The sequence below is a fragment of the Cognataquiflexum rubidum genome, from assembly GCF_022538115.1.
Classification (GTDB): domain Bacteria; phylum Bacteroidota; class Bacteroidia; order Cytophagales; family Cyclobacteriaceae; genus Cognataquiflexum; species Cognataquiflexum rubidum.
Genome location: NZ_JAKZAL010000009.1, coordinates 95,645 through 118,642 on the forward strand (window position 1 = coordinate 95,645; position 22,998 = coordinate 118,642).

The window sequence follows — 22,998 nt, forward strand, 5'->3', positions numbered from 1 at the left end:
AAAGATTATACCCGCGTAAGTTTGATGGGATAACTTTTTGAGGCATTCCACTGACAGACATAGATATTCTCGTCCTGATCTATGCATACATCGTGGCAATGCTTGAAAATTGGTTCTTTTTGGATCATCAATTGGAGCTCTCCATCGATGTATTTTGGTTGGGTACCACCAGGATTGGAGACTACTTTATTGTTTTCATCCAAAATGGTTACAAAACCAGAATTGTCCATTTGCTCCAGGTATTTGGCTCTGGACCAGCATACCCCTGCATAGAGATTTTTACCATGAATAACAGGACGGCAAACAAAAGCCCCCGGAAGAAAAAGTGTTTCCAGGTATTCCCCTTCCATAGTAAATCTTTTGAATGAATTATGACCACGGGAAGTACAAAGTAGGGTAGGAGTTCCTCCTTTTCTTTGGTCTACGGCTATTCCATGGACAGTTTTGAATTGGGCATCACCATGCCCGTCACCGCCAAACATCCTGATAAAATTTCCTTTGCTGTCATATTGCAGCACATATTGTGAACCATAACCATCAGTAATATACAGGTCACCGTTTGGCGCGACGACCGTTTCGGTTGGGGTGTAGCGCATCCCTTCTTTATAGATTCCCTGACTTGTCGGCTTAGGTATTTCTGTGATTATCTTTCCTTTCAGATCAGTTTTGATAACCCTGCCGCCATTGTCTACAATCCATAAAAATTCTTCACCACCTTCATTGACGAGGCTCAGGCCATGCGCAGATCCCAATCCCAAAGTCCACGAATCGAGGTACTTTCCGGATTGGTCATAGATAATGATGTTGTTTTTAGCCTCATCGGTTACCATCAGCAGTCTGCCTTTTTTGTCCATGACCATTTCGTGGCAATTGACAACCGGATATTTGGCAGGATCAAGATTTCCCCAAGAGGTATTTACTTTATATTTAAAATCCCCGTGACCAATGATGGTGTCAGGTTGTGTTGCAAAAGAAATAGAAGGAGCTATCGCCATTGTGGCGCCTGCCAAGGCGGATTGCTTGATAAATTGTCGTCTTGAAAAATCTTTCATGGGTTATTATGTTTTGGACAAGTAATTTAGCAAAGTATCGCAAAAATCACATTTTGTTTTTTAAGTATGGGAAAAATTCCATCAGTCACATTCTTGGATGGCAATTTTAATCGGATTCACTATCTTCAATCAAACAAACCCAATAAGGCCTATGAAAAACCTCTTTATTAAATTATTTTCTTTTGCAATTGCGATTTTGGTATCAGCACAGGTACAAGCGCAGGAGATTGCATTGCAGTTGTACAGTTTGCGCAATGAAATGAAAACCGATGTCAAAGGCACCCACGCACTTATCCCTAAAATGGGAATTAATTTCCTTGAAGGTGGTGGAACTTATGGCATGAGTAAGGATGAATACAAGACCTTTATTTCAGGACTTGGGCTTTCAGTAGTTGCTGTTGGGGCAGATTATAAGCAATTGCAGGAAAATCCGCAGGCGATAATCGACAATGCAAAAGCTTTTGGAGCAAAATACGCTACCTGCACTTGGATCCCCCATACTTCCGGAAAATTCAGCATCAAGGAGACACAGGAAGCCGTGGAGCTATTCAACAAAGCAGGAAAAATCCTGAAGGATGCCGGAATTACTTTGTGTTATCATCCACATGGCTATGAGTTTACTGCCCATGGCAAAGGTGTTTTATTCGATGAAATGCTCAAGAATGCCAAAAACTTCGATTTCAATATGGATGTCTTTTGGGTGCAGATGGGTGGAGGCGATCCTTTGGCAATCATGAAAAAATACCCTGATAAATTCCCTTTGCTCCACTTGAAGGACAGGGCAAAAGGAACCCCGGGAAGTTCTGATGGAAAAGGAGATGTTGAGTCTAACGTGGTACTCGGAACGGGAGACATCGATATCAAAGGACTGATCAAACAAGCCCAAAAGTCAGGAACGAAATACCTGATTATTGAAGATGAGTCTTCAAGGTCTGTTCAACAAATCCCGCAAAGTGTGGCCTATATCAAAAAAGTGATGGCTGAGAAATAATCTTCACTGGTTGAAAAGAAAAAAAGCCATGGAAACTTTTTGATGTTTCCATGGCTTTTTTATGGTTTAATTGGGTCTTAGAAGCAATATTGATTTAAAAGAACTTCCATTTCCTGTTGCAGCTTTTTAGCTTCTTTTCTGGCTTCGGTTCCAAAATCAGCACCTTTTCCTGCATAAATGATTCCTCTCGAAGAGTTGACCAATAGTCCGCAGCTGCTGTTCATTCCATATTTGGCTACATCTTCCAGACTTCCACCTTGTGCCCCAACTCCCGGGACAAGAAAGAAATGCTCAGGGACAATTTTTCTTACCTCACCGATTTTTTCCCCACGTGTCGCTCCGACCACGTACATCATGTTGTCAGGATTTCCCCATTTACTGCTTTTTTCTAATACTTCCTGGTAGACAGGTTTTCCGTTTTTTAATTCCGAAAACTGAAAATCCAAACTACCTTCATTGGAAGTCAAAGCCAATAATATGACCCATTTGCTTTCGTAAGAAAGAAAAGGACTCACGCTATCAATGCCCATATATGGCGCGACGGTGATGGAATCAAAATTCAGGGTTTCAAAAAATGCCTTGGCGTAAAGGCCGGAGGTATTTCCGATATCGCCACGTTTGGCATCTGCTATGCTAAAAATATTTTTAGGGATATAATCCAATGTCTTCTGCAGACTTTCCCATCCTTTTGGCCCCAATGCCTCATAGAATGCAATGTTGGGTTTGTAGGCTACAGCAAAATCTGCGGTTTGATCAATGATCTGCTTGTTGAATTCAAAAATGGGATCAGCTTCTTTTTGAAGATGGCTAGGGATTTTATTGAGGTCCGTGTCAAGACCTACGCACAAAAAGGATTGCTTGATTTTGATTTGTTCAAATAGTTCCTGTCGGGTCATTTTGAAATATTTTTCCCAAAAGTAGGGATAAAAATCAAAATCAGCGGAGATCGATTATTTCTACCTTACCGTATTTCTGCGGATTGAATGTGAAATAGTCATCTGTCAGTTCCACATTGGTATTGACTGATTTGAATTTATACTTGAAAATCCCTCCTTGGTCATCATAGATTTCCCAACTGATGAGGTCTTTTTTGTTTTTATCAACAAAAAGTTTTACCCGCTTAAAAGGCGCGTTTGATTTTTCAGCAGTCAGTTCAATTTCTTGAATGACAATACCGCCTTCTGTTTTTTCACCGACCAATCGGTAATTGAATCCTTTTTGGTAAATGTTATAAACTGAAGAAGGTGTCAGTTCATTCTCCATATCAGAGGCATTGTTGATCGTCACCTCTTTGTAATTGTCGGATACGATGTAGGTCCAAACGGTTTTCCCATTGTTGAAAATCTCCTGCTCGGGTAATTTGAGATGGTACTTGTTCCCTTTGATGGCGATTTCCCCGCTTTGGTTTTGGACGCGGCTGTCTGAAACATCCGAATAAGAAAAATCGAAGCTTGCTTTTAGGCCTTTGATAGAAGCATACTTTTGGCTTACGCCATCCAATACAGCTTTGGCTTTTGGATCTTTGGTCTGAGAAAAGCCAACAGAGAGGATGAAAAAGAAAAGAATGAAGGAGAATGCGATTTGTTTCATTTTGGTTAGTAGGAATATATTTTTTCTGGCATTTTAATCCGGATTTTTACAGATTGTTCAATAACCGTTCCAAACTCGCCTCATCCTGAATCAATACCTCTCTGGCTTTGCTTCCTTCGAATGCACCGACAATTCCCGCGGCTTCCATCTGATCCACTATTCTGCCGGCCCGGTTATAGCCAAGTTTCAGTTTTCTTTGGATCAATGAAGTACTTCCCTGCTGATGCAAAACAATCAGTCTTGCAGCATCATCAAAAAGCGGATCCCTGTCCGACAAATCCACATCAGAGAGACTTCCTTCGCCTTCTTCACCTGCAAACTCAGGTAATAAATAGGCGTCGGGATAGCCTTTTTGGGCTCCGATCCAATCGCATATAGAATCGACCTCGGGTGTATCCAGGAATGCGCATTGGATCCGTGTCACATCCGAGCCTTGGGAAAGCAACATGTCTCCCATACCGATCAATTGCTCGGCACCACCTGCATCTAGAATGGTACGGCTATCAATTTTGGAAGTAACTCTGAACGAAAGTCTTGCAGGAAAATTGGCCTTGATGATACCTGTGATGACATTGACTGATGGTCGCTGAGTAGCAACTACCAAGTGGATACCGATCGCTCTCGCAAGTTGTGCGAGTCTGGCTATAGGTGCTTCAATTTCCTTACCGGCTGTCATCATCAAGTCAGCCAACTCATCTATCACCAAGACTATGTATGGCATAAACTTGTGCCCTTTTTCAGGACTGAGTTTTCTGGCTACAAATTTAGCATTGTACTCTTTCAGATTTCTACAACCCGCATCTTTGAGCAGGTCGTAGCGGTTATCCATTTCTATACACAAGGAATTAAGGGTATAGATTACTTTTTTGGTGTCAGTAATGATGGCTTCATCCGTTCCGGGAAGTTTTGCAAGAAAATGTCTTTCAATTTTATTGAAAAGAGTCAGTTCTACTTTTTTGGGATCGACGAGTACAAACTTCAATTGGGAGGGATGCTTTTTATACACCAAAGAAGCCAAAATCATATTCAGACCAACTGATTTTCCCTGACCTGTCGCTCCTGCCATCAGCAGGTGAGGCATTTTTGCCAAGTCCATGACAAATACTTCATTGGAAATGGTTTTACCCAATGCGACAGGCAGGTCCTTGTCGCTGTGCAAAAATTTCTCTGTTCCCAAAACGGCTTTGGCCGGAACCAATTCCCTGTTTTTGTTTGGAACTTCAATCCCGATAGTGCCTTTTCCGGGCATCGGGGCGATGATCCGTATTCCGAGTGCCGCCAAACTCAAGGCAATATCATCTTCCAGGTTTTTGATTTTGGAAATCTTTACTCCAGGGTCAGGGATGATTTCATATAGGGTGACAGTCGGGCCGATGGTGGCTTTGATTTCTTGGATTCCAATTTTAAAGTTGACGAGGGTCTCGACAATCTTGTTTTTGTTTTCCTCAAGTTCTTGTCTTGATACGGTCACTTTTTGGACGTCATATTCATTGAGCAGATCCAACGTCGGGTATTTATAATGCGGCAGATCCAAAGTCGGGTCATAGGGATCAAGGTTTTCTACCTCAAGCGCTGTCTTTTCTTCTTTGGGTTTGTTGATCGCAAATTTCTTTTCCTCTATCTTTTCAATAACCGGTTCGTCTTCCAAGTCATCATCCCCTTGGATATTGAAAATTGGTCCTTTTGCCGGGGGGAGTACTTTATCTTTTTCCTCAAACTTGATTGTCCATGAACTTGCCTCTTCCTCCAGGTCTATCTCCTCTAGGTCATCTTCAAAACCGATTTCATCTTTGGTTTCTTCCAATTCATCCCTAAAGTCAATTTCCGGTTCAGGCTCGTTAACTTTTGATTTTGATCTGTTAAAAATCGGGTTCGAAGCCCAATCAAGTTGATTGATATTGAAGTAAAATATGATGAAAACCAAGATGGAACCTATAATCAAGATAATGGTTCCCCATCCCAAAAATTCATCTGCCAAAAGTCCGAGTTCAAATCCAAAACCACCGCTTATGTACCCCAATGTGCTGAACCCATCTGCTAACTGAACAAAATACCCTGTTACAAGCCCGATCCAAAATGCAAAAAACAACGCAAAGCCACTGTATCTGGAGAGAGAAACAAGGGATTTCTTGAATGCCATTTTGAAACCCAGGAAAAACAAGTATGGGGGAAGTAAGAATGCCGCCAATCCAAACCACCTCCTGATAAAGATATCAGACATTTTGGCTCCAAAAAGGCCAAGCCAATTCCTTGCTTCAGATGCCGTGGTCCTGATCCCTTCCTCCATTTCAGACACTACAAGACTTTGGTCCGCTTTGCCTGAAAAAATGTAACTCAAAAACGCAAAAAACAAAAAAACAGAAAAAGACATCAGAATGATTCCGATGGCAAGTGGTATCCTTTTATCCTTTGCAAAGGCCATAGAGAACTTTCCTGAAGAAGATTCCAGGGCTTTGGGTTTGGTATCACCTTTTTTTCTGAAAGTATTTGTTTTTGGGGTATCCGAAGCCATATTTAGTTTTTACTGTCAATCTCCAAATAACGGAAGATGCGCGAAATATACAGATTTCAAAACTAGGAGTTTTACAAATTCCTTAAACCAATTGTAAAGAATTAACTTTGATGTATTTAAAATCAGGGAGAATTATTTTGATTTGCCCTGCAAATATTTGACCAATCCTTTATTAATATTTTTGATCAATCCTGGTCCCTCATATATCATTCCGGTGTAAACCTGAACGAGTGAAGCGCCGGCCTCCAATTTATCGATGGCATCTTGGGCAGAGAAAATACCACCTACCCCAATAATGGGGAATGCTTTATTGGATTGACTGGAAAGGTATCTTATAACTTCAGTACTTCTTTTGGCAAGAACTTTTCCACTTACGCCACCTGCACCCATGGCCTCCACCTTAGAAGTGCCAGTTTTTAATTGTGACCTGTCAATGGTGGTATTGGTCGCTATGACGCCATCTATTTTGGTTTCGATGACGATCTCGATGATATCATCCAATTGGCCTACGGTGAGGTCCGGGGCAATTTTTAGGAGTATGGGTTTTGGTCTTGATTTTCTGGAATTCGCCTCTTTGACAGCGATAAGAAGTTTTTTTAAAGGCTCTTTTTCTTGAAGTTCCCGCAGATTTGGCGTATTTGGTGAACTTACATTGACTACAAAATAATCCACATAAGGATGCAAAGCATGGAGACAATAAAGGTAATCGTCGGCTGCTTTTTCGTTTGGAGTCAATTTGTTTTTTCCGATGTTCCCTCCGATGAGGACATCGGTTTTTACATCTTGGAGTCTTTTGATGGCTTCTTCCACGCCTCCGTTATTAAATCCCATTCTATTGATCAGGGACTCATCTTCTGGCAACCTGAATAACCGCGGCTGAGGATTGCCTTCCTGGGGTTTTGGAGTTAAGGTTCCGATTTCGATAAACCCAAACCCCAACATGGCCATTTCATCAATCAATTTGGCATCTTTATCAAAGCCTGCAGCAAGACCGACAGGATTTTTGAAGTGAAGTCCAAATACCTCTCTTTCCAAAATAGGATTTTGGTAATCAAAAATGCCCTCAATGATGTTTTTGATGAGGGGTAGATTGAATGTTTTTTTTATCCAAGAAAAAGTAAAATAATGCGCGTCTTCCGGGTTTTTGACAAAAAGTATTGGTTTTAGCAAAGATTTATACACAATGATCGGGGTTTTTTCAATTCGCTAAATTAAGGGAATTGCTCGGGAAAACGGAAGAAAATACGGCTTATTTCCTTGGATGAAACTCATTGAGTACCTGTCTCAGATAATCCCTGTCCAAATGGGTGTAAATCTCTGTGGTTGTGATGCTTTCATGGCCGAGCATTTCCTGGACAGCACGGAGATCGGCGCCGCCTTCGATCAGGTGGGTCGCAAAACTATGTCGAAAAGTATGGGGGCTAACATTTTTATTGAGCCCGATAGCCTCGACCTGTTTTTTGATGATGAGAAAAATCATCACGCGGCTAAGTTTTTTGCCGCGGCGGTTTAGAAAAACATATTGTTCATGACCTTTGACCGGTTCGACCTCTTTTCTTTTCTCTTCGACATAAAGTTTCAGGTACTTCAAGGCATCCCTTCCTATGGGAACAAGACGCTCTTTATTGCCCTTTCCTATCACCCTGAGAAAACCGACATCTGCATAGACATTTCCAATCTTCAGGTCAGTCAATTCCGATACCCTCAATCCCGAACTGTACAGCACCTCCAACATAGCCCTGTTGCGGTGACCTTCTTGCTCGCCAAGTGGAATGCTTTCAAGAATTTGGGTGATTTCGATATAACTGAGTATGTCGGGAAGTTTTCGGCCCAGCTTTGGAGCTTCCAAAAGTTGGGCTGGATCTTCGGATATGCGGTCCTCGTACATCAGGAATCGGAAAAATGCCTTTATCCCCGATATTATCCTCGCCTGTGTATATTCTGAGATTTCGAGTTCTGCGAGTCCATTGACAAAATAGCGGAGATGCTGTAATTTGACTTCGGTTGGTTTGGTGTCCGGAAAATTCTTCACCATATAACGGCTCAGTTTTTCCATATCCTGTTGGTAGGCTAGGATGGAGTTTGGGCTTAGGGAGCGCTCTAGCTTAAGGTAATGTTGAAACTGACGAAGGGATGAATCCCAATGATTGGACATGATATTGGATCAAATGATATTTGAATTTAATTGGAAAAATTCATCCAAAGATCTTAAGATTTGAATGTTTTGAAATGGTATCAAAATCCCTGTCTAGATGCCAAACCGGTAAATTATATTCAATTGCAAACCAAGCGATCAAACAGTCATTGCTTTTTCTGATCGTAGCTCCTTTTTGTCTCATTTCGAGGTATAGTTTGCCGGCTCCCACTGCTGCAAGATATGGATCAGAAACCAACTGCAATAGACCTGAAAGCTTATCCTCCAAAAGATCGAATTCTTTTTTATTCCTACAACCCTGGAGGAGTTCTTGGAAAATTGGTGGACAAATACAAATCTTGTCCTCAACTAGTTGGCTTTGAAACAATTCAGAATCTTTATCATCTGGATTATTCAGGAAAGAAATCCACTTGGAAGTATCTACAAGAATTTCCATATTCTACATTGATCTCATTTCTTCAAGGTTTCCTTCCCATTTTATTTTTCCCTTAAGGTCGGCCAATTCCTTCAACTTGATCTTTCTTAGAAATTCCCTAAGCGCAGTGTCTACGGCCTCTTTTTTTGTTTTGATGGATGTTTTTTGAAGAATTTCATCCATCAATTTTTCATCTATTTCAATATTTGTTCTCATTTTGTTTGGATATTTATACACAAAAATATCAAATTTTATACACATTGATTTACCGGTAATGAATATTTGATAAGAATTATTTAAATCAAAAGGTTTATCCATTAAAAACAAATCCTTCCTTAACTTTGAACTCAGATAACCACTAAACCTATTTTGCCTTGAAAATCATCATCATCAACGGTCCCAACCTCAATCTCTTGGGTAAAAGAGAACCTGAGATTTACGGGAGCACTTCTTTCGAAGAATTCTTTGACACACTCAAAACCAAATTTTCCGAAATCGATCTCTCCTATTTCCAAAGTAATATTGAGGGAGAAATTATTGACAAGATCCATGAGGTGGGCTTTTCATATGATGCGATTTTGCTCAATGCCGGTGGGTATACGCATACTTCGGTGGCCATTTCTGATGCGATAGCGGGAGTAAAGACTCCGGTCTTGGAGGTACATATTTCAAATATTTATAAACGGGAGGAGTTCCGCCACAAGAGTATTATCACCAAAGAATGTGTGGGCATGATTTCAGGCCTTGGACTCAAAGGCTATGAATTGGCTATCCGTTATTTTCTCAACAATTAATTGACCATGGTAACATTTGCTCCCGGACCTTCCAAAGTCTATGATAGTCTTCCGAAATACATGCAGGAAGCATTCGAAAAAGGTATTTTGAGCGCCAACCACCGCTCGGCAGTATTTATGAACCTCTATCAGGAGACAGAAACCCTGATGAGAGAAAAGCTGCACATGCCCCAAGATTATAAGTTGCTTTTCACTTCATCTGCTACAGAAAATTGGGAGATAATTTCCCAATCCATTGTGCAGTCTGCGGGTTACCATATATTCTCTGGTTCTTTTGGCAAAAAATGGTACGAATATGCCAAGTATATCGAACCCAAAACATTTGCCCACAAGCTTGATGCAGACAAAACTGTCGACGTGGAATCATTACAAATCGGAGAGGAATTTGACCTGATCGCCATTACCCAAAATGAGACCTCTAATGCCACCCAGGTGACGAATGAGACAATCGCTGCGATTGCCAACAAGTATCCCGAAAAAATGATCGCTGTAGATACGACTTCTTCCATGGCAGGGATCGAGCTCGATTTTACTTTGGCTGATATTTGGTATGCTTCAGTTCAAAAATGCTTTGGTCTTCCTGCAGGATTGGGGATTTTGATTGTTTCTCCAAAAGCCATTGCCAAAGCAAAAGATAAAGGGGAAAAAGGCAGGTACAACAGCCTGAATTTCATGTTAGAAAATGCAGAAATCTACCAGACCCATTACACACCAAATGTTTTTGGAATATACCTGCTTTACCGTGTGCTGCAGGATATGCCTGAAATCCAGCAAACCGACCAACAGACCCGGGACCGGATGAGGAAATTGGAAGATACTATTGCAAATACTTCAAAGCTGAGGATGCTTATCCAAAATCCCGAAGCCCGAAGCAGTACAGTTTTGGCTATTTCAGGAAAGGAGGAATTCATCTCAGAAATCAAAAAAGCAGCAGAAAAGGAAGGAATGCAGTTGGGAAGTGGATATGGTCCCCTGAAGCCGACCAGCTTCAGAATTGCCAATTTCCCGGCCATCAATGAGTCCGAATTTTCAAAGTTGGTGGAATTTCTAAAGAAATATTGACCCAATGTTCAGTCTCAAAGAGATTTTCTCAGTTACCTTAATCCTTTTTTCTGTGATTGATATTTTGGGGTCAATTCCCATCGTCATCAATCTCAGAAAAAAAGTGGGCCACATCCAATCAGGCAAAGCAACCATAGCTGCAGGATTTCTGATGATCCTTTTTTTATTTTTTGGGGAATCTATCTTGAAATTGTTTGGTATCGGAGTCGATGACTTTGCCATTGCAGGTGCTTTGATCATTTTTGCCATCGGAGCAGAAATGATTTTGGGGATTGAGCTTTTCAAACCAGACCCGGAAGCTTCAACCACAAGTGCTTCTATAGTACCCATCGCATTTCCTCTGATTGCAGGAGCAGGAACTCTGACGACGATTTTGACCTTAAAAGCAGAATATACCCAAGCGAATATTGCCGTGGGGATGATCATCAACCTTGGGATTGTATATGCTGTTTTGAAAAGCACCAATTGGTTGGAAAGGAAATTGGGAAAAACAGGTTTGGACGTTTTGAGAAGAATCTTTGGAATTATCCTTTTATCAATTGCCATTAAGATTTTCAAAGGAGCCTTATTTACCGGTGAGTTGGATTGATTTCTAATTTCCATGAAAAGGCCTTTCATTGATATTGGCCTAAGTTTAGCTGAGATTTATTAAAAATGATTACAATATTTACAGATGGTGCAGCCAAAGGCAATCCCGGGCCGGGAGGTTATGGGGTAGTGATGAAGTATAACCAACACCGAAAGGAACTTTCTGAAGGTTTTCGGTTCACTACCAATAACAGAATGGAACTTTTGGCGGTCATCCGTGCACTTCAGGAATTGAAAGTCAGGGATATTCCTGTCACGATTTATTCGGACAGTAAGTATGTAGTCGATGCTATCGAAAAAGGTTGGCTTTGGGGTTGGCAAAAAAAAGGCTTCAAGGATAAAAAAAATCCCGATTTGTGGAGGATTTATATTCCTTTGCATACAAGATATAAACCAAAATTTGTCTGGGTCAAAGGCCATGCCGGTCATCCTGAAAATGAGCGTTGTGACCAGTTGGCTGTTGCTGCGGCTGAGGGACCAAACCTTCCCCCGGATGAGGTTTACGAAAAGGGAGAGCAATGATTCCAATTCGGTGAAATCCTGAATTCCAGACTTTTTCTCCCCTAAACCCGATGGCTGACACTCCATTTCGCTTCAAGCAATTTTCTGTACACCATGACCGGACCGCCATGAAGGTGGGTACAGATGGCGTTTTATTAGGAGCAATTGCCGGGTCGGGATCTCCACATAATATCCTTGAAATAGGAGTAGGTTCAGGAGTGGTTTCATTGATGATGGCGCAGAGATTTTCCGAAGCCAAAATCCAAGGAGTAGAAATCGACCATGCAGCATGGCAACAGGCTACCGAAAACGCCCAAAAAAGTCCATGGAATGGACGAATTGATTTTTTTAATAAATCCTTTCAGGAATATTGTCATCAAGACCTGACCAAATTTGATTTGATCGTCAGTAACCCTCCGTATTTTTCCAATTACCTGAAATCTCCCGATCCCAAAAGGAATTTGGCATTGCATGCCGAAGCCCTTCCATTTCATGATTTGGCAAAAGGTGTTTTGGCCCTGCTTCATTCTGAAGGAGAGTTTTGGGTTATCCTGCCACCTGACCAAATGGGAGAACTAGAAAAAATTCTTTTGTCATTAGGGCTAAATGCAATTTGGAAAATAGCAGTAAAAGACAAACCTTCAAAAAATATTCTTAGGAAAATTTATAGATTTTCATTTTATAGTCGAACTGTAAATGAAAAGGACATATTTATCAAGGATGAAAATGGTTATTTTTCAAATGATTATTCTGAATTATTGAAAGAATTTCTGATTGTTTTTTAGTTTAATAAATATCCACATCCCGTCTGAATCTTTTTTTAAATCCAATATTGGTGTATTTTTAGCCCTGCATTAAGTTTAGATTACATGGATAAAAGTAAAATTGGTATCATTTCATTGCTTGTGGTGATTATTGGGTTTTTCTCTTCTTGTGAAGAGGAAACTTCTGTGACCACCTCCCTGATAACCGAAGAAGTCATCTACCTCAGTGGGGAAAGAGCCAGGATTTTGGGTAGGATCATTACCACCCAAAATGTGGAAGCAAGTGATCACGGTTTCTATATTTCAGAAAATGAGGCTTTTTCACAGCCGATAATTGTTTCCTTGGGGGAAAGAGTAGCGCCGGGTAGATTCATCGGTGAAACCAGCGGATTGAATATACAAAAAAGATATTATGTAAAGTCTTTCATTTCATTGCCCGATGGAATCCAATTTGGCAATATCCTGGAAATCACTACACTATCACCTGATGCTTTTGGTTTTTCTCCCCAAAATGGACCGGTAGGAACCACAATAACCATATTGGGTAAAAATTTCACATCTGACACCAAAGTATTTGTGGGAGATCGCCAAGCACAGGTACTCAAAATAGATTTTGAATCTTCAATCACAGCAATAGTGCCTGCGAGTGGGACAGTCGCTTTGGAGGAAGTGAAGGTGGTAGTTCAGAATCAGGAGATTCTTTTGGACGATAAGTTTGAATATACCACAGGAAAATTTACCCAGCTGTCAAATTTTCCTACAGGTCTCAAGTTATTTGACAATATCTATTTTCAAAGTGGGGAAGAATTTTTCGCCGGTTTGGGAGCCAATAATGGGCAATCAGTTAATTCACAAATCTGGAAGTATAGTTTGGCGACCAAAAACTGGACACAGGTTGTGTTTCCCGGTACGGGCCTTTGGAAGGCTTTTAGTGCGGGAAGTTTTTTTGGAGGAGGCGCAAGGGTTATCAGCCAAAATGGCCAATCGTCTCCGTCTAGCGATTTTTGGAAATTTGAGAATAATGGTTTTGTCAAGCTTCCTGATTTGACTTTCCCTGCAACAGATGCAGTTTCTTTTGAATTGAACGGCAAATTGTTTGTCATGGGTGGTGCCTCCGGATCCGGAACTGACGCCTTCAGGTATACCATTGCCACAGGCCAATGGCAAAAAATAGGAAACATACCTTTTGCGGTCAACCGTACTGTCTTAAATTTTCAGCATGGGAATAAGCAATATTTAGTAAATCCGGTCTCAAAGGAAATATATTCTATAGATGGATCTACAGAGACCTGGTCATTTTTTGGAATCTACCCCGGAGACATCAATTCCGGTTCCGCATTTGGCGTGACTTTAGGTGACCGGGTGATTACCGGCATGGCCAATAGGTCACAGGAGATTTGGGAACTGAACATTTCCACAGGAATTTGGGTACGCAAAAATTCCTTCCCTGGAAATCCAATCGCAAGGAATGCTGCAACATTTGTCCATGATAATTTGATATATATACTTAGAAGTGGGGAGGTCCAAGTGCCTGGACCGATGGAATTTTGGGTACTAGATCCGTTTGGCCTTTAATTATTGATGTATGAAAAAAACTTTACCCTATATTTTCTTATTTCTCCTCCTTGTTTCCGGAGAGCTTTTAGCTCAACAAAAAAATATTGTTGGCAGGGATATCGGCCAATTGAAAGACATCAAAATCAGCGGGAGGCTAATTGATCAAATCTCCGGAGAGCCTCTTGTGGGAGCGACTGTTACTGTTAAGGAGCTCAATAAAACCGAAATCACCAATTCAAATGGTAGTTTCAATTTGGTTCTTGACAGGGCCGAATATATTCTTGAGATCAGGTATGTGGGATACGAAACAGTCATCTATCCTTTTGTGGCAGTTGGTGATGGGAGGATAAGCCTCACCATGATTCAGGAAGATTTTACGCTGGATGACGTTGTAATTTACGGTCGGGACCCAGAAAAAAACATCAGGAGCACTGACATGGGAGCCATCAGTGTGAGTATGAATACCCTGAAGGAACTCCCTCCTTTCCTTGGTGAAGTGGATATCATCAGGTCACTTGCTACCCTTCCGGGTGTAAGCCAGGTGGGTGAAGCTTCCTCCGGTCTCAATGTTAGGGGCGGTGGGGCTGACCAAAACCTTATTTTGTTTGCAGGAGCACCCATTTATAATCCTTCCCACCTTTTCGGATTGTTTACAGCTTTCAATCCTGATGTAGTCAATGATTTTGTTTTGTACAAAGCGATCATTCCGACGAAGTTTGGCGGAAGGGGATCTTCGATTTTGGATATCACCCCCAAGTCAGGAAGTCTCACCGAGTACGGCGGAGATATGATGGTGGGTACGGTATCAGGTAAATTATCATTGAACGGCCCCATCATCAAAAATAAAGTTTCTGCTAAAATTGGGTTTAGGGGATCTTACATCAACTGGCTTTTGGGAGCTATGAACAACCCTGACCTACGTTCCAGTCAGGCCAATTTCAATGATGTGAACGGAATAGTTTATGGAGAAATCAATGAAAACCACAATGTAACCTATAGTTTTTATAGGAGTTATGATGATTTTGCCCTTGCTTCAGATACCACGATATCATGGACCAATATGAGCCATACGGTCAGATACCAAGGGAAATTTTCTGAAAGGTTGGCGGCAGATGTCGTAGGGTATTATTCAAAGTATGATTTTACCATTTTCAATAAATCCGGAATAAACAATTTTGATCTGGAATCCGGAATAACAGATATCGGATTGAGGCTGAATTTCACCTATGCGCTTGGAGAGAATAACAGGATTTCTTTTGGGGGTGATACCAAAGAAATTACCATTAGGCCGGGTGAGCTTATTCCTGGAATTTCGGAGGGTGAATCGAGTGTTTTACCCAAAAAAGTACAAGATGAATTTGGAAGGGAATCAGGGTTTTATTTGCAGCATGAGCTTGAATTCGGTGAAAAAATCGGGGTTTCATACGGAATCAGGTATGATATGTACCAATATTTTGGACCAAGGACAGTGCGTGAATATGCTCCCAACCTGCCTCTGAATGAAGGAAATGTTATTGGAGAAAGAACCTATGCAGCGGGTGAAACGATTAAGACCTATGATGGATGGGGTCCAAGGGCTTCCTTGAGGTATTCTTTGGATTCCAAAACTTCAATAAAAGCAGGTTACAACAAAATGTATCAATTTATCCACCTGATTTCTAATACCGCTACCATTGCGCCTACAGATGTGTGGAAGTTGAGTGATCAGTTTTTTAAGCCTCAGATTGTTGACCAATATTCCTTAGGGATTTATAAAAACTTAAAAGGAAATATATTTGAAACATCTGTAGAGGTATACTATAAGGATATCCAAAACGTGTTGGAATACAAAGACGGGGCACGGCTACTGCTTCAGCAAAATCTTGAAACAGAGGTTGTTCCCGGTCAGGGACAAGCCTATGGGGTGGAAGTATATGTCAAGAAGAACCTTGGAAGAACCACCGGGTGGGCAAGTTATACTTATTCCAGGACCCTCAGAAGGGTTATTACTCCCTTTGAAGAAGAAATTATCAATGATGGAGAATGGTTTCCTGCCAATTTTGACAAACCTCACGACCTGACATTGATCGGTAATTACAAATTGGCAACCAATGCGTCAATTTCGGCAACATTCTCCTACAGCACTGGTAGGCCGGTTTCATTTCCGGAGGCCAAATTTGATTTTGCCGGAAACTCTCTCGCATTTTTCAATGAAAGAAATACCCAGAGGATACCTGATTTTCACAGGCTGGACCTTTCATTGAATTTTAAACTAAAAGGAAACACCAAGTTCTACGATGGGGATTGGACATTCGCAGTGATGAACGTCTATGGAAGAAAGAACCCATTTTCCGTTTTCTTTGCAGACCAAACCGGATCGCCACCCCAGTCTTACATTTTGGCAATCCTTGGTGTGCCTTTCCCTACTTTGAGTTATTCGCTTAAATTCTGACAGTGATGTTAAAAAGATTGGTATATATTTTATTCCTGATTACGGTTTCATGTATTGAACCCTACAAAGTAGAGCTTCCTGAGGGAGAGCAGCTGCTTACCGTAGATGGATTTGTGACGACCGAGCCTGGTCCGCATTCGATCAGATTGACCAGAAGTGACACCTATGGCAGTGTGTTTGAAGGACTGATCCGGCCTGTATCCCAAGCTAGTGTTGCTGTCAGGGACAGCGAGGGGAATGTGGTTTTCCTTGCCGAAACTGAGGAAAGGGGAGTTTATGAAACTCCGGCCGATTTTCGGGCTAGAGTGGGAATTTCCTATTCTCTTCTCATTGAGCTGCAGAATGGGAAGTCTTATACTTCATTACCTGAAATGGTGAATTCGGTTCCTGAAATCGAATCTTTATCTTACAGGGCCATCGAAATCCAAACTTCAAACAGACTCCAAAATAGAGTAGGAGTGCAGATTTTCACCCAGTTCAGGGACCCAAGTGATCAGACCAATTTTTACTATTGGAGACAGGGAAGGGGTTCTTATGTCTTGGTGGCCAATCCGGAATTATTCACTTTGCCTCCTGACCATCCTACCAACCCAAGAGGTCCTGCGCCAAAGGATTGTTGCGCTACATGTTATCTCCAGGAACAGTCCAGACTTCAGACTTTTTCTGTGGCTTCGGACCAGGATTTTAATGGGTTGAGTCAAAATCTACCGGTTGCATTCATTGAAGATGATGGGTTGAGATTTAAGAGTATGTATCGGGCAGAAATACAGCAAATGTCAGTTTCAAGGGAAGCACATCGGTTTCTGAGATTGATTGACCAACAAATAAACCTTACAGGAAGTGTTTTTGACCAGCCTCCGGCCAATATACGCGGGAATATAATCAGCCTTGATAACCCTGATGAAACCGTTCTTGGGTTTTTTATCGCTGCTTCTGTTTCAAAAAAAGAGGTATATATCCAGCGAAACAATCTTGAAGTACGTCAGACTCCAAAAATTATTCCCGATGATTGCTTAACCGTGAGAGGGGCCACCTTGGATCCTCCGGCAGGTTGGAATCCGGATAACTGATTGGTTTTGAAAGAAATTCTGAAAGGCATGGATTTGGTTCCTTGCCTTTTTTTTTTGATACCTATCAGCAATTTTTTTCGGGAGGTGTCAATGGTTACTTTGGTAATGATTCACGGTTTTTTGGGTTTTTCGATTTCCTCGAAAACAATTCCTTTCTCTTCAAGGGAATTCAATATGGGTTCATAAAATTCTTTCTGTACAGGAATCTGTAGTCCTCTATATTTGATTTTTCCATCCAAAAACAAATCAATCGCAATGGCAAGAGGAAGTCCTACAGTTTTGGCCATGGAGGTATATTCTTGGTTTTCACCTTTGCAAACCAGGCTGGAAATAATTTCTTTGGTGCCAAAACTTCCTTTGACTTCAAATTGATGTTGCAGGACCACCATGTCCTTGTCTGTAAGGTTGAGTTGCCACTTTGCTTCCAATATTTTCTGAAGAATAGCAGCAGGGCTTCCTTTGGTCAAAGGAAGTTTGTTGTTTGAAAACAATCCTAGCCACTCAATCTTTGACATTACTTCTTGATCTATACCTGGAAGGTACTCCCTGAGTTTTTCGACGGTGGTTTTTGAGGGGTGAAAAGGCAAGAATGAATTCAGAAATCCGCTATAAGTAATATCCTCCGGAAAGTCCGATTCAAATGAATCGTCCGTCATCCCCAATTGGACAAAAACATTCCATGCCTGACAAAAACCTGACCTGCGGAGCGTCCCTCTCAACATGGTCGGAATACTTTCCAGACCATAGATGGACCTATACCTCAGGGAATCTCTATTGGCATATCCATCAAAATCTCCGACTTTCCCGAAACTCACTTTTTCAATTCTTTCAAATAATTTGTGATAAGGTATAAATTTGTTTTGGCCGTTTTGGATATACTTCGAAACTCCCTGTCCTGCAAGTACAACATTTCGTGGGTTCCAGGTAAACTTGTATTTCCATGGATTGTCTTCACTTTCAGGCGCAAGGACACCACCGCAATAGGATTTGAAAGAAAGGATTTCATTGCCTTCTTTTTTTTCCTGCTCAATGATTCTCATCGCAGACATGTGGTCAATCCCCGGATCCAACCCGCATTCATTCAAAAAAAGTAAGTTTTTGGCTTTGATATCAGATCCTAATTTTCTGAGTTCTTCGGATTCGTACGAGGCTGTAAAAAAGTGCTTGCCCAAATCAAGGCAGTCTTTGGCAATGATCGGATGCAGAAATGCAGGCAACATAGATACAACCAAATCGGATTTTTGGATCAGGGATTGTCTGGCTTGAACATTGTCAATATCAATGGCCACTGCGGATGCAAAAGGGTTGGATTTGACTTTTTCGGCAGCAATTTTTTCTGATACGTCAGCTACGGTTACTGTCCTTTGTTTTGGTCCGGCACTTTCCAATAAAAAATCAATCAGATAGGTCGATGATTTTCCTGCGCCTAAAATCAAAATGCTCTGCATAATGGAATGGATAGATTAACGGTGGCGTAAATTGTAAAAAAAGGTTGAAGGCTAAAAATCAAATGGTGTAAAATAGATAAATAGCGGGATTTCCATTTTTTTTTTGTTAATTCCATTCCTTTTTAAACGAATTAATGAATAGAAAAATAGAAGTGACAGCCTCACTTGAAGTGATTCCCATTGGGCTATTGACGGAGTTGGAATCAAAGCTTATCGCTAGCGCAAAAGAAATTTTGGAATCCGCACATGCCCCATATTCCAAATTCATGGTGGGTGCCGCAGTATTGCTTGAAGACGGTGAAATTTTCGTGGCAAACAACCAAGAAAATGTATCTTTTCCTGTTGGAATATGTGCCGAAAGGGCCGTCCTAAGTTATGTGATGGGTAATTTTCCCAATTTGAAACCGCTCAAGATAGCCATTGCCGCAAGGAGGATGAATGAAAAAGGTTATGCATACGTGACGCCTTGTGGCATGTGCCGGCAAACTATCAATGAATATGAAGTGAAATTCGGTGGGAAAATTGAGATCCTGATGCTAAACGGGAAGGAGGAGGTTTTAAAAGCAGACGGCATCGAGCAACTTTTGCCGTTTAGATTCCATAATCTTCACCTTTGATGAAAGCCTCCGTAACTTACCGCCATAGGGGGCATTACAGTATGTCCCATCTTCCAAATAGAGATGAAAAGGAAATCATCATTGCACTTCATGGCTATGGACAATTGGCGGAATATTTTCTGAAGAAGTTTGAACCACTATTTCGGGAGGACCGATTGGTTGTGGTTCCTGAAGCGACAAATTACGCCTACCAACAAGGGTTTTCAGGAAGAGTAGGGGCTATCTGGATGACAAGTCATGAGAGGGAAACCGCAATTGAAAATAATAACCATTATTTGAATGAAATTTTGGAATCAGTTTTGATAAAGTATAAGCAGAAGCCTGTGGTAAAAGTGATCGGCTTTTCGCAAGGTGCTGCTACAGCCTCGAGATGGGTCAGTCAGTTATCTTTTAAAGTGGACACCTTGGTATTGTGGAGTGGCGGATTTGCACATGATTTGGATGTAAGCAGGGCCGCACAAAATCTAAAAGACACCAAAGTGGTAGTAGTATTGGGAGATTCAGATCCGATGATTACTTCGGAATCTATTCAAAAACAAAATGAATTTATTGCATCTTTACCGTTTGAAGTAGAAAGGCTTGAATTTAAAGGCGGACATGACATTAACTTACCGCTATTAAAAAGTATTTTTGCCTGACCTACTTGGTCAAAGTTTAGATGGTGAAATAGTTTGATTTAATCCGGCAGTTATTTAATTTTCTTAAAATTTATTTTATTTCTAACATGCTTACCCTATCTGAAAAAGAAGTAGAGAAAATAGCAGTCCAGCTGCTTAAAGGAATGATTTGTTTTTACCAATTGGATAATAAAAAAATCTACCAACTTCCTGATGATGAAGATTATTTTAATTATGATTTGACGCCTGAAGAAGAAGATATCCTGGATGAAATAGATGAAAATCCGGATAATTTTGCCGAATTCGTCAAAATGGAACCAAACCAGGAACATCAGATGATGGAAAGGTTTGCAGACAGAATCGTAAAGGAGAGGGTTTTCCAAGATGAATTGGTCAATGCATTGAGTAAACCAAAGGCGGCAACAGCCTTCAAGTTTTTGATTGACAGTTCAGGGAAATACAACGAAGTTTGGAAGGAATATAGACTTCAGAATTATAAAGACTGGATCAAAGAACAGGTAGATAGCTTTAATTACGCAGAGGACTAAAAAAAGAGCCGCATTTTTTGCGGCTCTTTTTTTTATTGGAGTTAATAGATAGGATTTAATTCGTTTTTATCCACCTCCAAAGTGTCTTATAATTGACTTTGCTACCATGCATCAATATTCCTATCCGGTAAACTTTTCCTGCAACCCAAGTACTGAAAAAGAATCCTACCACCAATAGCGACATGGACAATATCAGGTCAAAAATCGGCACCCCATAACTTACTCTTCCCATCATCGCAATGGGAGAGGTAAATGGGATAATGGAAAGCCAAAAAGAAACGTTGCTATTGGGATCATTTAAGACAAAAACAAATAAACCAAGGTATCCAATCAACAATGGGATTGTGATAGGCAACATAAATTGCTGCGCCTCCGAGGGTGCATCTACCGCTGCACCTACTGCTGCAAAAAAAGCCCCATAAAGCAGATAACCACCCAAGAAATAGAAAATAAAGGTCAATGTCAATTGGATGAAATCAATGCCATTGATGACTTGAAGGATGTTTTGGAGATTGTTCTGGCTGTCCATCATTTCGCCCAATTCAGGATTGGCAAGTTCCATCGCCTGTTGTTGCGGCATCTGTAAGCCAAAATAACCCATTACAATGGATGAAATTCCTCCGATAAGGATAATCCAAATCAAAAATTGAGTCAGTCCCACTGCGCCGATTCCGATTATTTTTCCCATCATCAGTTGAAAAGGCTTGATCGAAGAAACAAGGATTTCAATGATCCTGCTTGATTTTTCTTCAATGACTCCCTGCATGATTTGGTTGCCATAGATAAAAATAAACATGTAAATCATAATGCCGGCAAGAAATCCGATTGCGTAATTGACTGTTGCATCTGTTACTTTTTCTTCCCCGCTGTTACCCAAAGTGATGGCCTTTATGGATACCTTGGTTCGATAAGCATTGATTGCCTCTGGGCTGATTCCGGATTCAAATAGCCTTTGTTCCTCAATTCTCCTTTTGATACTTGATTCAAGAAAAGAGATCAGGTTCATACTCGGGTTTTTTTCACCAAAATATGTGATCCCGGAAGGATTGCTGAGATCGATTTTTGGAATATATAAAAACCCAAAGCGATCCCCATCATTGACCATTTTCTTTCCTTCTTCGCTGCTTATTTTAGAAAATGAGAAAGCGTATTGTTCAGAACTCTCGATGAAAAAGATGTTATTCTCGTCTACTACTTCTATGATTTGCAAAAAGGGGTTTTCAGACTCTCCGATAGAGATCCACAAAAATATCCCCATGATGGAGGGAAAAATCAATGGTGTCAACAAAGTTGCTAACAGGAATGATTTCTTCTGGACTCTTGAGAGGTATTCCCTTTGGATAACCAACCAAATTTTATTCATAGGAATGATTTTTAATCTGTTGGATAAAGATTTCTTCCATAGAGGGGAGGATTTCTTTGAAACCTACCACTTCACCATATTGCATCAGCTTTGTCAAAGTCCCATTTGGAGAATCTTGGCCCAATGGTATGGAGAAAACCGCCTCTCCGTTGATTGGATATGCATTCCAATTTTCCGGGAGTATGGTATTGATTCCTGAAAGTTTTATTTCATAGGTATTTGGCCGAAACCGTTGCTTGATATCAGTGAGTCTACCTTCCAAAATTTTATGCGATCGATGGATCATGGCTATCTGATCGCAAAGCAGTTCGACAGACTCCATCCTGTGGGTGGACAGCACTACAGTGATTCCCTTTTCTTTCAGTTCGATGATTTCATTCTTGATGATCTCTGCATTTAGGGGATCAAAACCGGAGAACGGTTCATCCAAAATCAACAACTCCGGTTCATGGATGATGGTCGAAATAAACTGCACTTTTTGGGCCATTCCTTTTGAAAGATCATCTATTCTTTTGTCTTTCCATGAGATGATATCCATTTTTTTGAGCCAATAATCCACCCTTTCTTTGGCCAAAGCCGCTGGCATGTCTTTGAGCCTTGCAAAATACACCAACTGGTCCCAAACCTTCATTTTCTTGTAAAGACCCCTTTCCTCAGGCAGATATCCAATCTGGGAGATGTGTTTAGGCTGGAGAGTCTCTCCCTTAAAAAAAACCTTTCCGGAATCTCCTTCGATGATTTGGTTGATAATCCTGATCAAAGTTGTTTTCCCAGCTCCATTTGGACCCAGCAGTCCAAAGATCCCACCTTTGGGAATTGACAAACTGAGATTGTTTAGGGCTTTTTGGTTCCCATAAGTTTTGGTCAGGTTTTGGATTTCAAGAATTTCCACGGTTGAGTGTGTTTTGCTAAAAGTAGAAAAA

Annotated in this window: 23 protein-coding genes; 12 read left to right on the forward strand and 11 right to left on the reverse strand. The window is 40.9% G+C overall.

All coding sequences use genetic code 11. The annotated features are described in order from the left end of the window. Positions 1–5: 5 nt before the first annotated feature. The gene (locus MMU05_RS11510; RefSeq protein ID WP_241141832.1) at positions 6–1,052 is read right to left on the reverse strand and encodes a twin-arginine translocation signal domain-containing protein; all 1,047 of its coding nucleotides are present in this window, start codon (positions 1,050–1,052) and stop codon (positions 6–8) included. A 151-nt stretch (positions 1,053–1,203) separates the two neighbouring features. Here MMU05_RS11510 and MMU05_RS11515 point away from each other — a divergent pair, with 151 nt between their 5' ends. Then, positions 1,204–2,043 carry a sugar phosphate isomerase/epimerase family protein gene (locus MMU05_RS11515; protein ID WP_241141833.1) on the forward strand — a complete coding sequence of 280 codons (840 nt, stop codon included), beginning with the start codon at positions 1,204–1,206 and terminating at the stop codon, positions 2,041–2,043. A gap of 77 nt (positions 2,044–2,120) precedes the next feature. On the opposite strand, the gene pyrF is transcribed toward MMU05_RS11515, so the two are convergent. From pyrF to MMU05_RS11550, 7 genes are all read right to left on the reverse strand, one after another. Next, positions 2,121–2,939, reverse strand: coding sequence for an orotidine-5'-phosphate decarboxylase (pyrF, locus tag MMU05_RS11520; protein WP_241141834.1), 819 nt, complete (start codon positions 2,937–2,939; stop codon positions 2,121–2,123). Positions 2,940–2,979: 40 nt separating this feature from the next. After that, positions 2,980–3,633 carry an outer membrane lipoprotein periplasmic chaperone LolA1 gene (gene lolA1, locus MMU05_RS11525; RefSeq protein ID WP_241141835.1) on the reverse strand — a complete coding sequence of 218 codons (654 nt, stop codon included), beginning with the start codon at positions 3,631–3,633 and terminating at the stop codon, positions 2,980–2,982. Between the two features lie 46 nt (positions 3,634–3,679). Next, positions 3,680–6,145 (reverse strand): FtsK/SpoIIIE family DNA translocase, encoded by a 2,466-nt coding sequence (locus MMU05_RS11530; protein ID WP_241141836.1) that lies wholly within the window; start codon positions 6,143–6,145, stop codon positions 3,680–3,682. A gap of 132 nt (positions 6,146–6,277) precedes the next feature. Beyond that, positions 6,278–7,327: a quinone-dependent dihydroorotate dehydrogenase gene (locus MMU05_RS11535; RefSeq protein WP_241141837.1), complete on the reverse strand. Its 1,050-nt coding sequence runs from the start codon at positions 7,325–7,327 to the stop codon at positions 6,278–6,280. 67 nt (positions 7,328–7,394) lie between these two features. Continuing rightward, positions 7,395–8,300 carry a site-specific tyrosine recombinase XerD gene (xerD, locus tag MMU05_RS11540; protein ID WP_241141838.1) on the reverse strand — a complete coding sequence of 302 codons (906 nt, stop codon included), beginning with the start codon at positions 8,298–8,300 and terminating at the stop codon, positions 7,395–7,397. Between the two features lie 40 nt (positions 8,301–8,340). Further along, positions 8,341–8,736, reverse strand: a complete 396-nt coding sequence (gene vapC, locus MMU05_RS11545; protein WP_241141839.1) for a type II toxin-antitoxin system VapC family toxin — start codon at positions 8,734–8,736, stop codon at positions 8,341–8,343. 3 nt (positions 8,737–8,739) lie between these two features. Continuing rightward, a complete protein-coding gene (locus tag MMU05_RS11550) occupies positions 8,740–8,931 on the reverse strand; it encodes a type II toxin-antitoxin system VapB family antitoxin (RefSeq protein WP_241141840.1) in 192 nt (63 codons plus the stop codon). 158 nt (positions 8,932–9,089) lie between these two features. On the opposite strand from MMU05_RS11550, the gene aroQ reads away from it, so the two are divergent. The 8 genes from aroQ (at position 9,090) to MMU05_RS11590 (ending at position 17,482) form a co-directional block, all read left to right on the forward strand. Further along, positions 9,090–9,509 carry a type II 3-dehydroquinate dehydratase gene (gene aroQ, locus MMU05_RS11555; protein ID WP_113925061.1) on the forward strand — a complete coding sequence of 140 codons (420 nt, stop codon included), beginning with the start codon at positions 9,090–9,092 and terminating at the stop codon, positions 9,507–9,509. Positions 9,510–9,515: 6 nt separating this feature from the next. Further along, a complete protein-coding gene (locus MMU05_RS11560; RefSeq protein WP_241141841.1) occupies positions 9,516–10,571 on the forward strand; it encodes an aminotransferase class V-fold PLP-dependent enzyme in 1,056 nt (351 codons plus the stop codon). Positions 10,572–10,575: 4 nt separating this feature from the next. Then, entirely contained in the window at positions 10,576–11,160 is a 585-nt protein-coding gene (locus tag MMU05_RS11565; protein WP_113925059.1) for a MarC family protein, read from the forward strand. A gap of 65 nt (positions 11,161–11,225) precedes the next feature. Next, positions 11,226–11,681, forward strand: a complete 456-nt coding sequence (rnhA, locus tag MMU05_RS11570) for a ribonuclease HI (RefSeq protein WP_241141842.1) — start codon at positions 11,226–11,228, stop codon at positions 11,679–11,681. 50 nt (positions 11,682–11,731) lie between these two features. Further along, positions 11,732–12,445: a tRNA1(Val) (adenine(37)-N6)-methyltransferase gene (locus MMU05_RS11575; protein WP_241141843.1), complete on the forward strand. Its 714-nt coding sequence runs from the start codon at positions 11,732–11,734 to the stop codon at positions 12,443–12,445. A gap of 84 nt (positions 12,446–12,529) precedes the next feature. Beyond that, positions 12,530–13,999, forward strand: coding sequence for an IPT/TIG domain-containing protein (locus MMU05_RS11580; RefSeq protein WP_241141844.1), 1,470 nt, complete (start codon positions 12,530–12,532; stop codon positions 13,997–13,999). A gap of 10 nt (positions 14,000–14,009) precedes the next feature. After that, on the forward strand, positions 14,010–16,412 hold the full coding sequence (locus tag MMU05_RS11585; protein WP_241141845.1) for a TonB-dependent receptor: 2,403 nt from the start codon (positions 14,010–14,012) through the stop codon (positions 16,410–16,412). A gap of 5 nt (positions 16,413–16,417) precedes the next feature. Further along, positions 16,418–17,482, forward strand: a complete 1,065-nt coding sequence (locus tag MMU05_RS11590; protein ID WP_241141846.1) for a DUF4249 domain-containing protein — start codon at positions 16,418–16,420, stop codon at positions 17,480–17,482. Between the two features lie 110 nt (positions 17,483–17,592). On the opposite strand, the gene MMU05_RS11595 is transcribed toward MMU05_RS11590, so the two are convergent. Next, a complete protein-coding gene (locus MMU05_RS11595; RefSeq protein WP_241141847.1) occupies positions 17,593–18,930 on the reverse strand; it encodes a saccharopine dehydrogenase family protein in 1,338 nt (445 codons plus the stop codon). A 134-nt stretch (positions 18,931–19,064) separates the two neighbouring features. On the opposite strand from MMU05_RS11595, the gene MMU05_RS11600 reads away from it, so the two are divergent. The 3 genes from MMU05_RS11600 (at position 19,065) to MMU05_RS11610 (ending at position 20,712) form a co-directional block, all read left to right on the forward strand. After that, the gene (locus tag MMU05_RS11600; protein WP_241141848.1) at positions 19,065–19,547 is read left to right on the forward strand and encodes a cytidine deaminase; all 483 of its coding nucleotides are present in this window, start codon (positions 19,065–19,067) and stop codon (positions 19,545–19,547) included. Beyond that, entirely contained in the window at positions 19,547–20,185 is a 639-nt protein-coding gene (locus MMU05_RS11605; RefSeq protein ID WP_241141849.1) for an alpha/beta hydrolase, read from the forward strand. Before MMU05_RS11600 ends, MMU05_RS11605 begins: the two co-directional genes overlap by 1 nt. Before the next feature lie 86 nt (positions 20,186–20,271). After that, positions 20,272–20,712: a UPF0158 family protein gene (locus MMU05_RS11610; protein ID WP_113925050.1), complete on the forward strand. Its 441-nt coding sequence runs from the start codon at positions 20,272–20,274 to the stop codon at positions 20,710–20,712. Positions 20,713–20,767: 55 nt separating this feature from the next. Here the strand turns inward: MMU05_RS11610 and MMU05_RS11615 are convergent, their stop codons facing one another. Both MMU05_RS11615 and MMU05_RS11620 read right to left on the reverse strand, forming a co-directional pair. Continuing rightward, the gene (locus tag MMU05_RS11615; protein WP_241141850.1) at positions 20,768–22,075 is read right to left on the reverse strand and encodes an ABC transporter permease; all 1,308 of its coding nucleotides are present in this window, start codon (positions 22,073–22,075) and stop codon (positions 20,768–20,770) included. After that, the gene (locus MMU05_RS11620; protein ID WP_241141851.1) at positions 22,068–22,967 is read right to left on the reverse strand and encodes an ABC transporter ATP-binding protein; all 900 of its coding nucleotides are present in this window, start codon (positions 22,965–22,967) and stop codon (positions 22,068–22,070) included. Before MMU05_RS11620 ends, MMU05_RS11615 begins: the two co-directional genes overlap by 8 nt. Positions 22,968–22,998 lie beyond the last annotated feature (31 nt).